General features: G+C 60.6%; 11 protein-coding genes and 1 tRNA gene. 10 read left to right on the forward strand and 2 right to left on the reverse strand.

All coding sequences use genetic code 11. The annotated features are described in order from the left end of the window. Positions 1-40: 40 nt before the first annotated feature. Positions 41-544: an Hsp20/alpha crystallin family protein gene (locus G6M89_RS00520; RefSeq protein WP_165159837.1), complete on the reverse strand. Its 504-nt coding sequence runs from the start codon at positions 542-544 to the stop codon at positions 41-43. Positions 545-685: 141 nt separating this feature from the next. On the opposite strand from G6M89_RS00520, the gene G6M89_RS00525 reads away from it, so the two are divergent. The 3 genes from G6M89_RS00525 (at position 686) to G6M89_RS00535 (ending at position 3,632) form a co-directional block, all read left to right on the forward strand. Continuing rightward, a complete protein-coding gene (locus G6M89_RS00525) occupies positions 686-1,366 on the forward strand; it encodes a type 1 glutamine amidotransferase domain-containing protein (protein WP_165159839.1) in 681 nt (226 codons plus the stop codon). 129 nt (positions 1,367-1,495) lie between these two features. Further along, positions 1,496-2,587 carry a mandelate racemase/muconate lactonizing enzyme family protein gene (locus G6M89_RS00530; RefSeq protein WP_165159841.1) on the forward strand — a complete coding sequence of 364 codons (1,092 nt, stop codon included), beginning with the start codon at positions 1,496-1,498 and terminating at the stop codon, positions 2,585-2,587. Between the two features lie 73 nt (positions 2,588-2,660). Further along, positions 2,661-3,632: a Gfo/Idh/MocA family protein gene (locus G6M89_RS00535; protein WP_165159842.1), complete on the forward strand. Its 972-nt coding sequence runs from the start codon at positions 2,661-2,663 to the stop codon at positions 3,630-3,632. Between the two features lie 207 nt (positions 3,633-3,839). Here G6M89_RS00535 and G6M89_RS00540 read toward each other — a convergent pair whose 3' ends face one another. Continuing rightward, a complete protein-coding gene (locus G6M89_RS00540; RefSeq protein ID WP_165159843.1) occupies positions 3,840-4,148 on the reverse strand; it encodes a transcription initiation factor IIB family protein in 309 nt (102 codons plus the stop codon). 578 nt (positions 4,149-4,726) lie between these two features. Here G6M89_RS00540 and G6M89_RS22515 point away from each other — a divergent pair. The 7 genes from G6M89_RS22515 (at position 4,727) to acs (G6M89_RS00570) (ending at position 14,745) form a co-directional block, all read left to right on the forward strand. Continuing rightward, positions 4,727-4,852 carry a hypothetical protein gene (locus tag G6M89_RS22515; RefSeq protein WP_255488035.1) on the forward strand — a complete coding sequence of 42 codons (126 nt, stop codon included), beginning with the start codon at positions 4,727-4,729 and terminating at the stop codon, positions 4,850-4,852. 66 nt (positions 4,853-4,918) lie between these two features. Further along, positions 4,919-5,003, forward strand: a tRNA-Leu gene (locus G6M89_RS00545). Between the two features lie 335 nt (positions 5,004-5,338). Then, positions 5,339-5,824, forward strand: a complete 486-nt coding sequence (locus G6M89_RS00550; RefSeq protein WP_165159844.1) for a universal stress protein — start codon at positions 5,339-5,341, stop codon at positions 5,822-5,824. A gap of 230 nt (positions 5,825-6,054) precedes the next feature. Continuing rightward, entirely contained in the window at positions 6,055-8,091 is a 2,037-nt protein-coding gene (locus tag G6M89_RS00555; RefSeq protein WP_165159845.1) for a cation:proton antiporter, read from the forward strand. An 82-nt stretch (positions 8,092-8,173) separates the two neighbouring features. Then, positions 8,174-10,150 (forward strand): acetate--CoA ligase, encoded by a 1,977-nt coding sequence (gene acs, locus G6M89_RS00560; protein WP_165159846.1) that lies wholly within the window; start codon positions 8,174-8,176, stop codon positions 10,148-10,150. A 121-nt stretch (positions 10,151-10,271) separates the two neighbouring features. Continuing rightward, complete coding sequence (locus G6M89_RS00565; RefSeq protein WP_165159847.1) at positions 10,272-12,509, forward strand: bacterio-opsin activator domain-containing protein; 2,238 nt, start codon at positions 10,272-10,274, stop codon at positions 12,507-12,509. 259 nt (positions 12,510-12,768) lie between these two features. Further along, complete coding sequence (acs, locus tag G6M89_RS00570) at positions 12,769-14,745, forward strand: acetate--CoA ligase (protein ID WP_165159848.1); 1,977 nt, start codon at positions 12,769-12,771, stop codon at positions 14,743-14,745. Positions 14,746-14,791 lie beyond the last annotated feature (46 nt).

The raw sequence follows: 14,791 nt of genomic DNA on the forward strand, positions 1-14,791 counted from the left end.
GGGATCCTCAATCACCGGAAACACGTACTACCACTTCGTCTTACTCGATATCGATCGGCGTCGTCTCATCCGGGTGCGTTGACTCTCGCTTCGGGAGTCGAACCGTGAGGATCCCGTTGTTCACGGTTGCCGTCACCGCGTCCGTTTCGACCGGTGCTGGCAGTGGCACCTGCCGGCTAAACGACTGAACCGACCGTTCGGTGCGAGCGTGCTCAGGGGACGAGTCAGTATGAATCGCTTCCTGCTCGCGATTACCCGTAATGAGCAGTGACGGGCCGGTGAGACGAATCTCGAGGTCGGCTGCCTCGTAGCCGGGTGCGTCGACCGTGACGCGAAACTCATCTCCCTCGTCGACGAGATCGAGACTCGTCAGTCCCGACTGAAGCGACGGAATCGGCGTTCGCCTCCACGTGTGACGGCCGATCCGTCGATCACTGTGATCGGAGCGATCGCCCTCGAGCAATCGAGCCATCGCCTCAAAACGTCGCGTGAGTCGCTGGATAGCTGTTCGCAACTCGTCGAACGGTCCAGTTCGGTCGGTCATACGCGAGTAGAGGCGTGCAAGCGCGAAAAAGCCACTGTGGGGATGGCCTGACTCTCACGAAGGCCGACCCGTCAGGCGAAACTACCGGCAGCATCGATGGCAGGGCTGGGAGTTTTGACGTTGCCGTTCGTAGCTGGAACTATGACGAGCGCATTGTTTATCGTCAGCGAAGAAGGGTATTGGGGAGAAGAGTGTATCGAGCCGCTCGAGACGCTCTCAGATGCCGACTTTGAGATCACTGTCGCGACGCCCTCGGGCGATCCACCCGTCCTTGATGAAACGTCGGCTGATCCAGACGAGGTCGGCGAGGAGACTGCCGAACACGTGCGTGAGGTCCACGAGAACGACGAGCGACTGAACGATCCGATTCCGACCGCTCGAGCGGATGCCAACGACTACAATGCGGTTGTCTTCCCCGGCGGCCACGGCACCGAGTGGGACATTAATCAGGACCACGATGCGCGACGACTCCTCCGAGATGCTGTCGAAGGCGACAGTGGAAAAGCACTCGTCGTCTGCCATGCCGTTGGCATCCTCGCGTTCGCGCGCGACAGCCAGGGCGCGTTTATCGTCAACGGTCGCGACGTAACCGGCTTCCCCAACGAATGGGAAGAGGGCATCGTCGATGACGACGATCTGATGCCCACCGGGCGAAAGCTTCCCTACTGGGTCGAAGACGAAGTCATCGCCGCCGGCGGCAACTGGGACGCCGAACTCGAGGCCGACACGAGCGTCACCGTCGACGGCGACCTCCTGACCGCCAGAGGGCCGGAATCCTCGAGTGCTGCAGCCGAGACGCTGCTCGAGGAACTGAACGTATAGACTGCCTGTTCGCTTTCGTGGTTGCGCTATTTTCGCGGTATCACCGTCGAGTAGCCATCTCGCTGGTCAGTACCGGCACAACTGTTCCTCGTGCGAAGGACTAACATCCACCATCGCAAGACGACAGCTATGGAAATTACGATACTCGAGACGTTTACCAGCCGTCGAGTCGGATTCGTCCGTGTTCACACATCGGACGGTGACACTGGGATCGGGCAACTCTCACCCTACAACGCCGATATCGCCGCGACTGTCTTTCACCGACAAATTGCTCCCCAGGCGCTGGGTCGCGACCCGCTCGAGATCGAGTCACTGGTCGAGGAAATCATCACGGGCCAGTACAAATTTCCCTGGTCCTACGTCTGTCGGGCGGCCTGCGGGCTCGATACGGCGCTCTGGGATCTTCGCGGCAAGCGGCAGGAGGAACCAGTTGTCTCGCTGCTCGGTGGCGAACCGACCGCGGTCCCTGTCTATGGTTCGAGCATGCGCCGTGATATCGAGCCTGAAGCCGAGGCTGACCGGCTTGTGCGTCTGCGCGACGAGGACGGGTACGACGCGTTCAAGATCCGCATCGGCGGCAGCAACTCGCTGGGCGACGACGAAGACGAATGGGACGGGCGCAGTGAGCAGATCGTTCCCACCGTCCGGCAGGCAATCGGTGACGATGTCGACCTCTACGTCGACGCAAACGGCGCATATACGCCAGAAAAGGCAATCGAAATCGGGCAAGAGGTTCTCGAGCCAAACGATGTCGTCCACTACGAGGAACCCTGCCCGTTCTGGGAACTCGAGCAGACCGCCGTGGTTACCGAGCGACTGGACATTCCAGTGACAGGGGGCGAACAGGACAACGACCTCGCGCAGTGGCGACGGATGCTCGAGATGGGTGCAGTCGACGTTGCCCAACCGGATGTGTGCTATATCGGCGGGCTCAGTCGCGCGAAACGCGTCGCAGAACTCGCCGCTGACGCCGGACTCCCCTGTGTCCCCCACTCGGCGAACCACTCGCTGGTGACCGTCTTCGCGTTGCACTTACTCGGCGCGATTGACAACGGCGGTCGCCTTGAGTTCTCGATCGAAGACCACTGGGCGACTGGGCTGTACGACCCCGAACTCACTGTCGAAGACGGCGCTGTCGAGATTCCGTCTCGTCCGGGTTGGGGTGTCACCCTCGATCCTGACTGGCTCGCAACGGCGCAGTACGAGGTGAGCGAACCGTGAAAAACGACGAAGCGCCCGACAGCTATCACTATCCAGAACCGTTATTGTCCGTGTTATCCGTGCGAATAACCCAATGACGCTTTCAGTCGGACTCATCGGCGCTGGCGGCATCGGCGAGACGCACGCGACGAATATCGACGCACATCCAGACGCGACGCTGCAAGCCGTCTGCGACCTCGAGCGTGACCGTGCCGAGGCGGTTGCGGAGGCAGCCGGTGCGGAGGCCACCGTCTACACGGACTACCGCGACGCACTCGCAGAGTTGGCACTCGACGCGGTGTACATCACGGTTCCACCCCAGATTCGAGTCGACGTGATCCGAGACGTTGCAGCGGCGGGTGCGGCGATCTTCTGTGAGAAACCGCTCGCGACGACGCTCGAGGACGGCCGCGAGATCGCCGATATCGTCGAAGAAGCCGAGATACCGTTCATGATGGGCTTTTGCCTTCGTTTTGCGAAACCACTGCAGGATCTTCACTCGCTCGTCGCAGACGGTGCAGTCGGCGAGCCGATCTGTCTGTTCAGCACGCGGCGGGGCTGGGGCGTCCCCGATGGCGATAACTGGCGGACGAATCCTGAGCACGCGTGTGGCATTACAATCGAATCCACCTCCCACAACATCGACCTGCTGCGCTGGCTTGGCGGCGATATCGAGACCGCCGGTGGCGCAACGACCAACGTGACACATCCCGAACTCGAGGCGTTCGACGACACCATGGTCGCCCACGTCACCTTCGAGAACGGCGCGATCGGGACGATACTCAACAGTTGGACGGCTCACGTCGAGGCGTTTTGTCATGGTGTCATCGGCACCGAGGGCACCGCCGTTGCGTCGGGCGACGGCTGGTGGCAACTCGACCGCCTCGAGTACGCGTGCGGAGGCGAATCGACGATGACCGAGTACGACAGCGACGTTGCAACAGCAATGGGCTATCAGGGCGAAACTGCTGCCTTCCTCGAGTCGGTCGCTGCCGGGACGGAGCCACCAGTCGAGATCGAGGACGGACTGCGCGCGCTCAACGTGTCCCACGACATCCTTGGGTGACCACGTCTCGGTGGCCGGGCACAGAACGTAGCGATTCAAGTCACTTACCCGATCGCAGGACGGCGTTGCGACCGGGTGTACATCGTTTCAAACACTCCTGTAGGATCCTTTTGGGCTGAATATGGCTGGCCTACCGCGATTACGGGTGGCCGAGATAGAACTGGCTCGAGGCGGAATTACGACTCATCCGATAGAGTCCATTGCGAGTTACCAGCGTGGCGGCTCGAGGCCCGCCCGCTCGAGAATATCCTTCCAGCGCTGTTGGATCGACAGTCGTGAGACGTCGGCAGCGTCGGCGACGGCACGCTGGGTGCGCCCATCGCCGGCGACGAGCGACCCGGCGTAGACGCTCGCCGCGAGGACGACCCGCTTGGAGCGGTCAGCGTCTGGAACGTCGGTTAGAAAGAGGTCGATGGCACACGAGCGAGCATCATCCTCGAGTTCGAGTTCCGTTGCGATCTCCTCGAGATCCTCGAGCCAGGGCTCGTACTCGAGGCGGTCTCGTGCACTGTGCATACCTGCTGTAAGTGCTCGCATCGCATAAACATACGTGGCTGTGTACTGGTACACGTAGTAGCTATTGGTGATGGTGTATGGACCTAGCATCTGATTATCGAATTGTTCCCATTCAGTCATTGATTCTCAGACCAACGAGTAAATTAGCTTAAAACGATCACACAGGCCGTTTGTTTGGCTTGTCTAACTGCCATATTGTATTCTCTGGAGCAGATAATTCGGCGTAGATGCGCTCTCTTGTCGGCAGATTCAACAGAGTATCTATCATGTGTCTGTGGTGAACAATCGCCTCGACGTTCAAGTGAGACTGTCACCAGCAGGGGTGAATATATCGCCGTATTTGAACACTGTCTGTGTGTACGCCGTCCCGAGCGATACCCAATACTGTGCTACCGAATCCAACGTTCAGCTAGTACTGAGTCGGTATACCGGCCGTTCTCGTCCGGTTCCGCTAGGAGACGACTACTAAAGCCCTCTGACGACCCAGTGATGAATATGCCACCGCCCGGCAGCGATCGGGCCTGTTCGCCATGAAGGAACCAACTTGCAAACTCGTCTGTACTGGGTGCGGCCTCGAGATGCCATACCGAGATCGTTCGCTGGCCGAACAGGCTGCGGAGCTGCATCAGCTTCGAGATCCAGAGCACATCACGTTTATTGTGCCGCCGGATTGGTCGCCTGAGGAGCCGGTCAAGCATCAGTAATTGTCTCTCGCAGCGGATAGCTCGGATCGACAGGTTCTTACTCGATTCGTGAAAACGAACAGATGCGCGCGGGTAGCCAAGCCAGGCCAACGGCGCAGCGCTTAGGACGCTGTCCCGTAGGGGTCCGCCGGTTCGAATCCGGTCCCGCGCATGAGCGAACGAAGTGAGTGAAGAGCAGGCCGGATTCGAACGAGAGAAGACGCGCGCAGCACCGCGAGCACGTCTTCGCGTTGTTCGAATCCGGTCCCGCACACCGTCGACTGTTCACACGTTCACTCGAGCGCAACGCCCCGTCGAGACTCGAGCGGACACCAGAAGTTCCTCCTCGAGCGGACACTGACTGTCCAGATTCGAGGATCAAGTTCTACTCGAGTATCTTACCACCATTCGAGCACCCGTGCACCGCTCGAGCAGCGGCTATCGAGAATCGCCAGCCGATGGCAACTGGACCGAACCTTTACCTCGTCGGTCAGCAGAGAACGGTGTATGTCACTACTCGTTCCCTTCGATGCCTCCCAGCTCGCAACGACTGCACTCGAGCGCGCCGTAATGTTCGGGTCGGTACTCGAGGAAGATGTTGTTGTGCTGACTGTAATTCCCGATGATCCGGCCTACGCTCGAGAGCGGGGCTGGATCACGGAGGGTGAGCCGTTCGAGATGGATGCCATCGAGTCGGGACTGACAGCTCGAGCGAACGATGTGGCTCCGGCGGCGACGGTGCGGACGGTTCGGGTCAGCTCCGATGAGCCGACGGCGACGTCGACGACGAACGTGGTGCGAGAGATTCGTCGCGTTGCTGGCGAGATTGATCCAACAGTGTTGTTTATCGGGTCAGAAAACGCGGGCTCGGTCATTGCGCCCCAATCGAGCGTTGGCAGCCCAGTGGCAAACGACCAACGATACGATGTGTACGTCGTTCGTGAGAGTACGAAAACGGACGCAAGCGATCTCGAGTCGACAGCGGAGTTCTAAGGCGCGACCGACTCGAGCGAGTGGTCTCGTCCGGCTGTAGTGTGTCCCATACTGCCCGCAACACCTGTTTGAGTGCGTGTATAATGCGGTACTGGTCTGAATAGGCCGTTCGTACGGCTGGAACCGTCAACGCCTTTTTTTGCGGCGACACGAACGCGGTGTTCGTGGACAGGCGTGTGCAAGCGAAGCGAATCGCAGTAATAGGCGGTACAGAGCCGGTGTACTAAGCGATGGTGTCGGGATGGCCGGTCGACGATCCAATACTCGTCTTCGGTATTGCGATCGTCGTTTTCTTGACGGCACCGCTTGTGATCCGGCGGGTTCGACTGCCAGGAATTATCGGTATTATTGTTGTCGGTGCAGCTATCGGTCCCAACGGGCTGGGGGTGCTCGAGCGCGATGCGACGATTATCCTGCTCGGCGAGGTTGGAATCGTCTACCTGCTCTTTGTGGCCGGCCTCGAGATCAATCTCTCGCAGTTTATTCGGTACACAGACCGCAGCATCGTCTTTGGGGTGCTGTCGTTTCTCGTCCCGCAGACAGTGGGGATGGTCGTTGGCTACAGCGTACTCGGGCTGTCGCTGGGAGCAGCATCGCTCTTTGCGGCGATTTTCGCGTCGCATACGTTGCTGGCCTATCCGGTTGTCGCCCAGTTGGGGATTGCAACTCGCGAGAGCGTGACGGCGACAATTGGGGGGACGATCATCACCGATACGCTCGCATTACTCGTGCTTGCGGTCGTGATTGCCGCTGAACAGGGGACGCTCGGGCCGACGTTCTGGCTCGAGTTGAGCGTCGGGTTGGCGCTGTTTTTCGGCGGTGTCTGGGTGATTGTGCCGCGACTCGGTCGCTGGTTCTTTCGGACGGTCGAGCGGGAGAGCTACGTTGAGTTTCTGTTTGTCATGGCTGTCCTGTTCGGCTGTGCGTATCTCGCGGAACTTGCCCGCGTCGAGCCGATTATCGGGGCGTTTCTGGCTGGTCTTGCGCTCAATCGCCTGATCCCAGAAAGCGGGCCGCTGATGAATCGTATCGAATTCGTCGGAAACGCGCTTTTTATCCCGTTTTTCCTCCTGTCGGTCGGCATGCTCGTCGATGTTCGCGTGCTCGCTGCAGGCCTCGAGACGGTAGTTCTCACCGTCACCCTGCTCGTTCTCGTCATCACGACAAAGTACGCGGCTGCGTGGCTGACGGCTCGGAAATTCGGCTACTCGCATGCAGAGACGATGACGATGTTCGGACTTTCGGTCGGGCAGGCCGCTGCAGCGCTGGCAATCGTTCTTATCGGCTTCGATGCGGGTCTTCTCAGTGAGGCGATGCTCAATGCGGTCGTGCTCATGATTCTGGTTGTCAGCGTGCTCAGCCCGATTGTCGTCGACCGCTACGGGAGCGTCCTCGCGCGTCGCTCCGATCGGACCGCATATGACCCTCGAACCGTACCCCAGCGCGTCGCGGTTCCGTTCGCGAGTACGCTTCCGACCGTCGAACGCGATCGCCTTCTCGAGTGTGGGCTACTCGTCCGTGACCAGCGGGAAGAACAGCCACTAATACTGCTGAGCGTCGCACAACCCGGCGAAGAGACGACGACAGAGTTGGCGGCGATCGAGGAGGCGTTCGAGGATGCGGCTGGTGTTGCTGCTGGTGCCGAGGTTCCAATCGAGCGCGAGACACGCATTGCCGAGCGGCCAGCATCAGGCATCGTTCGTGCAGCCTACGAAAACCGCGCGACGACACTGCTTTTGGGGTGGGATGGCGCGTCGCCACCACGCGGGCGACAGGTCAGCACTACTATCGACGACGTGCTTGCCCGGACGACTCAACAGGTGCTGGTGACGACGCTCCGCCAACCGCTCAATACGACGACCAAAATTGCGGTGATCCTGCCGCCGGCGATCAACCGCACCGACGGGTTTTACGATACGATTCGGATGCTCGAGCACCTCGCGGTCGGCGTTGGTGCGTCGATCCATGCCGTCGCTGTCGGCCACGAACCCGACCGCTACGAGCAACTGTTCGACCTGATTGAACCGGCCACGTCAGTGACTGTCGATGCCGTCGACGGCTGGCGTGCACTCGAGGCGTGGCTTCACTCGCTCGAGGCGACGACGCTTGTCGTGGGGGTGTGTCCGCGCTCCGGAGCAGCGGGCTGGCATCCCGAATTACGCGATGTTCCGCTTCGACTCGTCCAGCACGCACCTGGTTCAGTTATGCTCGTCTATCCACCAAGCAGCGACCGCGAGGATAACAGACAGTTCCTGCAGTTCGGGTGAATTAGTCGAAAATCGCTAGCCCCTATGGCGGTGTCTCCGGAGGAACGTTTATTCGGCTGACTCTCGTCGGTTCGAATGAGACATGGTTGATCGGAGCGGGTGGGGACAAGATCGGACCGTTCCGACCGGGTCGCCACACAGCCCCCCAGCGTGGTTCACCGAACAGGCAAACGTCGCTGACTCGAGTATCTACGAGACGTTTGATACCTCCTGGCCAGCGTGTTGGGAACAGGCGGCTGACTTGCTGTCATGGGACCGTGAGTACGACAGCGTCCTCGAGACGGACGACGCGCCGTTTTACGAGTGGTTTTCCGGCGGGCAACTGAATGCCGCGTACAACTGCGTCGACAGACACCTCGAGTCGGGGCGAAAAACTCAGGTTGCGATTCGCTGGGAGGGCAAACACGGCGAGCGCAAGACGTACACATACCGGGATCTGTACGTGGAAGTCAACGAGTTCGCCGCTGCGTTGCGTGGACTTGGGGTCGAGGAAGACGACGTCGTGACGATCTATTTGCCGATGATCCCCGAGTTACCGATTGCAATGCTCGCGTGTGCGCGTATCGGCGCACCACACAGCGTGGTTTTTGCAGGACTCTCGGCGGACGCGCTCGCGACGCGAATGGACGCCGCAGACAGCGAATTTCTTGTCACCTGTGACGGCTACTACCGCCGCGGCGATGCGTTCAACCAGAAGAGCAAGGTCGATAACGCACGCCTTGCACTCGAGGCGGACATCGAAACGGTGGTCGTCGACCGACTCGGCGATGATCTCCCGCACGTCCTCGGTGAGAACGAACACGACTATCACGAGTTGCAGGCCGCCCATGCCGGCGAGACGGTCGATCCGGTTGCTCGAGACGCCGAGGAGATGCTGTTTCTGATGTATACCTCGGGGACGACGGGCGAGCCAAAGGGCGTGGTGCACACGACCGGTGGCTATCTGGCCCACGTCGCCTGGACGAGTCAGGCAGTCCTCGATATCGAGCCCGAAGACACCTACTGGTGTGCGGCTGATATCGGCTGGATTACCGGCCACTCTTACATTGTCTACGGGCCGCTTGCACTGGGGACGACGACGGTCATGTACGAGGGGACACCGGACTACCCTGACCGGGATCGGCTCTGGGAAATCGTCGACAGAAACGCTGTCGACATCTTTTACACCGCCCCAACCGCGATTCGTGCGTTCATGAAGTGGGGCTCAGAGTACCCTGACAAACACGACCTCTCGAGTGTGCGCTTGCTTGGGTCGGTCGGGGAACCGATTAGCCCACGCCCGTGGCGCTGGTACCGCGAGCATATTGGCAACGGAGAGTGTCCGGTTGTCGACACCTGGTGGCAGACAGAAACGGGAGCCGTCGTTGTCTCGACGTTGCCGGGTGTGGACGAGATGAAACCCGGCTCGGCCGGACCGGGGCTCCCTGGCATCGAAGCCACCGTCGTTGACGACACCGGAACCCCCGTCGACCCGGGGGAAACCGGTTATCTCGTTCTCGAGCAGCCATGGCCAGGGATGGCTCGAACGTTGTACGACGGCGACGAGCACTATCGCACGGAGTACTGGGAGCGCTTTTCCGACCCAGCCGACGATGAGTGGCGCTACGCAAGCGGCGACGCCGCAGCGGTCGATGCCGACGGCTACATCACCGTGCTTGGGCGCATCGATGACGTGATCAACGTCTCCGGGCGGCGACTGAGTACGATGGAGATCGAGAGCGCAATTACCGACGTTGCCGGCATCGCAGAAACCGCCGTCGTCGGGCGCTCGAGCGATATCGGCGACACGGAGATCTACGCATACGTTTCGACTGAAAGCGGCTACGAAGCCGACGGGGAGATTCGAGCGGCGATCATCGACAACATCGACGCGACAATTGGGCCGATTGCCAAACCGACCGAAATTGTGTTCACACCAGAGTTGCCCAAAACACGCTCGGGCAAGATCATGCGCCGCCTGCTCGAGGATATCGCCAACGGCGCGGAGTTAGGTGATACGAGCGCGCTCCGGAACCCAGAAATCGTCGGCGAGATTCAGGCCGAACGCAGCGACGACTGATTCGGCGTTTCAAATCACGCGAAACTGGATCGATTAGTCAATATTTTGTAGAGCCTCAAACGCACATTCTTGGGTCTCTCTGTCGATACTATTATGTTCGTCTCTGCTGAAACCGCGAACTATGTCGCTCGAGGAGGCAGGCGAAGAGCGAGTGGGACTCTCGAAACGCCAGTACGAGTCACTACTCGACGCTGCTGAAACCTATCGCGAGGCGCTCGTCGTCCAACTTTGCGGTGCAGTTGGCCTTCGACCGGCCGAGTTGGCGCGGCTCACGGTCGGCGATATCGAGCAAGTTCGAATGGACCCGCCGCGCTATCTCGTTCGGATTCCTGACGGTGAGGATCGTGACGGTCGAACAGCGTACCTGCCGACGACTGTCGAGCGAGAGCTGCGACGTTACGCCCGCAGTAACGACCTTTCTGCTGATGACCGGCTGTTCGGCGTGACGCCGCGTCGCCTCCAGATGCTCGTCTCAGCGGTCAGCGATCGAGCGGCCGAACACACCGACGACCCCGCGCTTGCTGACGTCTCGACAAGCGATCTGCGGCAATACTTTGTGGCTCAAGCGCTCGTTGAGCACGATATCAACCCGCGGATCGTCAAAGCCGCAGGTGGCTGGCAGAGTTTCGAAGCGCTTGAGCGCTATCTCGAGGAGCCAACGGATACCGCGCTCGTCGACGCGTTCGGGGCTGTCGAACGGCCCAGGCCGGGCGAGCAACAGAGCCACGAGGAGTCACGAACGGAGAGCGTCCTCGGTGACAGCGTTATTCGACTGTTGCTCGCTGCGAGTGATCGCTATGCCCTCATCCGCCTGGATGCGGAGGGCTACGTCGAGCGCTGGAATCGCAGTGCAGCCAGTCTCTTCGGCTACCGGGCTGGCGAAATCGTCGGCACGCATCTCTCGACGTTCTACCCCGACGACGCCGTCGAGGCGGGCGACCCCGACCGAACGCTGTCAGCCGCACTCGAGGATGCTGGAACGGAAGTCGACGGCTGGCGTGTCCATAAGGATGGCTCGCGATTTCGCGCGACAGAGGTCGTCTCGCCGCTTCGAGATGATCGAGGTCGCCACCGCGGGTTCGTCGTCTTCGTCCGTGACGGAACCGCCACACAGGACGAACTCGAGGAAATGCGTGCCGAGAGAGATACGCTGGCGTCCCGACAGACGATCGCACAGCGGTATCGAGCGCTGACACAGGGGCTGCTCGAGGCAACAGACCACGAGACTGTCGAACGAAAGGCCTGTCGGGCGCTGGCAGCGGGTGACCCCTACGTCGGTGCCTGGATTGACCGGACGACGATCGCACAGCGCCAGGGGAAACGGACGACTGCGGGGTTTGCAGCAGCAGCAGCCGAGAGACTTACTCCAGACGAGTGGCCCGTGGACGGACCGACTACTGCGTCGACGGGTGTGCTCACGCGCGACGTACAGGCGACGATCGATGAAACCTCGTTTACCGGCACGCTTGCAGCTGTCGAACTCACTTACGGCGACACGACGTATGGGACTCTCGCAGTTGTGACGTCCCGTCCCGAGGCGTTTGACGACGACGAGTGCGCGTGGCTCGAGACGATCGGTCGCCACATCGGCGCGGCAATCGCAGCCGTTCGTCGTCGCAACCTGTTGCTCTCCGATCGGGTCGCCGAACTCGAGATTGTCTGCAAAGACAGCGGTTCGTTCTTCGTTGAGACCTCTCGGAGCCTCGGCTGTCGATTCGAACTCGAGACGCTGGTACCCGTCGCCGAGTCGACACAGTTGTACTACGTTCGACTCGAGGGGAGTTCGCCAGCCGAGGTTTTCGAACGTGCGGAGGCCACCGAGGGCATCGCTGACTGCCGGTTAGTCGAAACCGATGCCGAGGGCTGGCGACTCGAGTTCGTCGTCGACGGCGCTGCGCCGACGCTGACGCTAACGGAGTACGGCGTGACCGTCCTCGAGGCAGTCATCGAAGACGGAACAGCGACGATCACCGGCGAGTGTGCAGCCGATACCGAACTTCGAACCGTTGTTGACGGGCTGCGAGCCGTCTTCCCCGACAGCAAACTTGTTGGCAAACGCGAGACCGAACGTACCGTCCAGACGGCTCGAGAGTTTCGGACAGGACTCGAGGATCAGCTTACTGACCGGCAGGAGGCAACGCTTCGAGCGGCCTACTACGGCGGCTACTACGACTGGCCACGCGAGAGTACGGCCGAAGAGATCGCTGATGCGATGGACGTCTCCTCACCGACCCTGCACAATCACTTGCGAAAGGCCCAACACGAGTTGCTCCAGACCTTTTTCGACCGGTCAACAGGTGACGGAGAGGCCGGCCGCGAGCGCCTTGAATCGACAGCTGACACAGCTACCCAGAGCTGACACAGTGCTCGAGGCAGGCAACTCGTCTGTAAGCCAATACTAATTCTCTAGATGAGCGCGTAATCTGCCCTTACAGCGGCGAAACAAACGGCTTTCGGACAGGCATTTTCGATATGAGAGTGATCGTGGACGGACTGTCTTGCACAGGTAGCCCGATAAACCGGTGCTCGGCCGCACACTCATGCTTCGTTCACGCGCTCAATTTTGCACACCTAGAGCGCCCTTTTAGTATCATGGTTATTCATTGACTGTGTGTACCATGACACAGGAGGAAGTTAGTCTCGAGGCACGACTCGAAGAGCAGGCGGCGTTCGACCCGCCCGAGTCGTTCGTCGAGCAGGCAAACGTGTCGGATCCGGCGGTGTATGAGGAGTTCGAAGAGAACTGGCCCGAGTGCTGGGAGCGGGCGGCTGACCTGCTGTCGTGGGACCGCGACTACGACACCGTTCTCGATGACGACGATGGGCCGTTCTACGAGTGGTTCACAGGTGGGGAGCTAAACGCCTCTGCGAACTGTTTGGACCGCCACGTCGAAGATGGGGCAAAGAATCGGGCGGCGATCAAGTGGGAGGGCGAACTGGGCGAAACGCGGACGTACACCTACGGCGAGTTGTTGAACGAGGTCGAATCGTTCGCGGCGACGCTGCGTGACCTCGGCGTCGAAGAAGATGACGTCGTCACGCTGTACATGCCGATGATCCCCGAGTTGCCGGTCGCGATGCTCGCGTGTGCCCGCATCGGCGCGCCACACAGCGTCGTCTTTGCCGGCTTTTCGGCGGACGCGCTCGCGACGCGGATGAACGCCGCAGACAGCGAGTATCTCGTTACCTGTGATGGGTACTACCGCCGCGGCGACGCACTCGACCACATCTCGAAGGCCAACGAAGGCCTCGCTGGCGTCGAACACGAGGTATCCGACGTCGTTGTCGTCGACCGACTGGGCGATGCGCTGACGCATTCGCTCGCGGACAACCAGCACGATTACGACGAGTTGGTTGCGGAGCATGCTGGCGCATCGGTCGAGCCAGTCTCTCGTGACGCCGAGGACATGCTGTTCCTGATGTACACGTCGGGAACGACGGGCGAGCCGAAGGGTGTCAAACACACCACGGGTGGCTACCTCTCGTACGCCGCCTGGACGAGTCACTCGGTGCTGGACATCAAGCCTGAGGACACCTACTGGTGTTCCGCGGATATCGGCTGGATTACCGGCCACTCCTACATCGTCTACGGCCCGCTCGCACTCGGGACGACGACGATGATGTACGAGGGGACGCCCGATTACCCCGACAAGGACCGGCTGTGGGAGATCATCGAGCGCAACCGCGTCGATATCTTCTACACCGCCCCAACCGCGATTCGCGCGTTCATGAAGTGGGGCCAGCAGTACCCAGACGAACACGACCTCTCGAGTCTGCGGCTGCTCGGGACGGTCGGGGAGCCGATCAACCCGCGCGCGTGGAAGTGGTACTACAAACACATCGGCAACGAGTCCTGCCCCATCGTCGATACCTGGTGGCAGACCGAAACCGGCGGGATGATGATCACGACGCTGCCGGCGATCAACACGATGAAACCCGGCTCTGCCGGCCCGCCGCTGCCGGGCATCGACGCACGGGTCGTCGACGCCGAAGGCGAGGAGGTCGAGGCCGGCAAAGCGGGCTATGTGACGGTCGATAAGCCGTGGCCGGGCATGCTCCGAACGCTGTACAACAACGACGAGCGGTTCATCAACGAGTACTGGCAGGAGTATTCAGACCCCGACAACGACGAGTGGGTGTACTTCCCCGAAGACGGCGCGAAAATCGACGACGACGGCTATATCACGATTTTGGGCCGCGTCGACGACGTGATCAACGTCTCCGGCCACCGCCTCGGAACCATGGAGATCGAATCCGCCGTTGTCGGCGTCGAAGGGATCGCAGAGGCCGCCGTTGTTGGTGGTGACCACGAGGTCAAAGGCGAGGCGGTCTACGTCTACGCGATTCCCGAAGACGGCTACGAGGGTGGCGACGACCTCGAGGCCAAGGCCGAAGACGCGATCAACGACTCGATTGGGCCGATTGCACGGCCAGAGAGCGTGATCTTCACACCCGAACTGCCGAAAACGCGCTCAGGGAAGATCATGCGCCGCCTGCTCGAGGATATCGCAAGCGGCAACGACCTCGGGAGTACGTCGACGCTGCGCAATCCCGATGTCGTCGACGAGATCGAAGCGAAGGTACAGGACGAGTAACTGAGCTGTTTCGTTCCAGTTTTCCGACTACTGGGACGGAACCAAA

Source organism: Natronolimnobius sp. AArcel1, assembly GCF_011043775.1.
Taxonomy (GTDB): domain Archaea; phylum Halobacteriota; class Halobacteria; order Halobacteriales; family Natrialbaceae; genus Natronolimnobius.

What these genes read in the sequence shown, in the direction of transcription:
- acs (WP_165159848.1), top strand. Translation starts at nt 12,769, where the DNA reads ATGACACAGGAGGAAGTTAGTCTCGAGGCACGACTCGAAGAGCAGGCG.
- G6M89_RS00525 (WP_165159839.1), top strand. Translation starts at nt 686, where the DNA reads ATGACGAGCGCATTGTTTATCGTCAGCGAAGAAGGGTATTGGGGAGAA.
- G6M89_RS00535 (WP_165159842.1), top strand. Translation starts at nt 2,661, where the DNA reads ATGACGCTTTCAGTCGGACTCATCGGCGCTGGCGGCATCGGCGAGACG.
- G6M89_RS00540 (WP_165159843.1), bottom strand. Translation starts at nt 4,148, where the DNA reads ATGCACAGTGCACGAGACCGCCTCGAGTACGAGCCCTGGCTCGAGGAT.
- G6M89_RS00565 (WP_165159847.1), top strand. Translation starts at nt 10,272, where the DNA reads ATGTCGCTCGAGGAGGCAGGCGAAGAGCGAGTGGGACTCTCGAAACGC.
- G6M89_RS00530 (WP_165159841.1), top strand. Translation starts at nt 1,496, where the DNA reads ATGGAAATTACGATACTCGAGACGTTTACCAGCCGTCGAGTCGGATTC.
- G6M89_RS00520 (WP_165159837.1), bottom strand. Translation starts at nt 544, where the DNA reads ATGACCGACCGAACTGGACCGTTCGACGAGTTGCGAACAGCTATCCAG.
- acs (WP_165159846.1), top strand. Translation starts at nt 8,174, where the DNA reads ATGGTTGATCGGAGCGGGTGGGGACAAGATCGGACCGTTCCGACCGGG.
- G6M89_RS00550 (WP_165159844.1), top strand. Translation starts at nt 5,339, where the DNA reads ATGTCACTACTCGTTCCCTTCGATGCCTCCCAGCTCGCAACGACTGCA.
- G6M89_RS00555 (WP_165159845.1), top strand. Translation starts at nt 6,055, where the DNA reads ATGGTGTCGGGATGGCCGGTCGACGATCCAATACTCGTCTTCGGTATT.
- G6M89_RS22515 (WP_255488035.1), top strand. Translation starts at nt 4,727, where the DNA reads ATGCCATACCGAGATCGTTCGCTGGCCGAACAGGCTGCGGAGCTGCAT.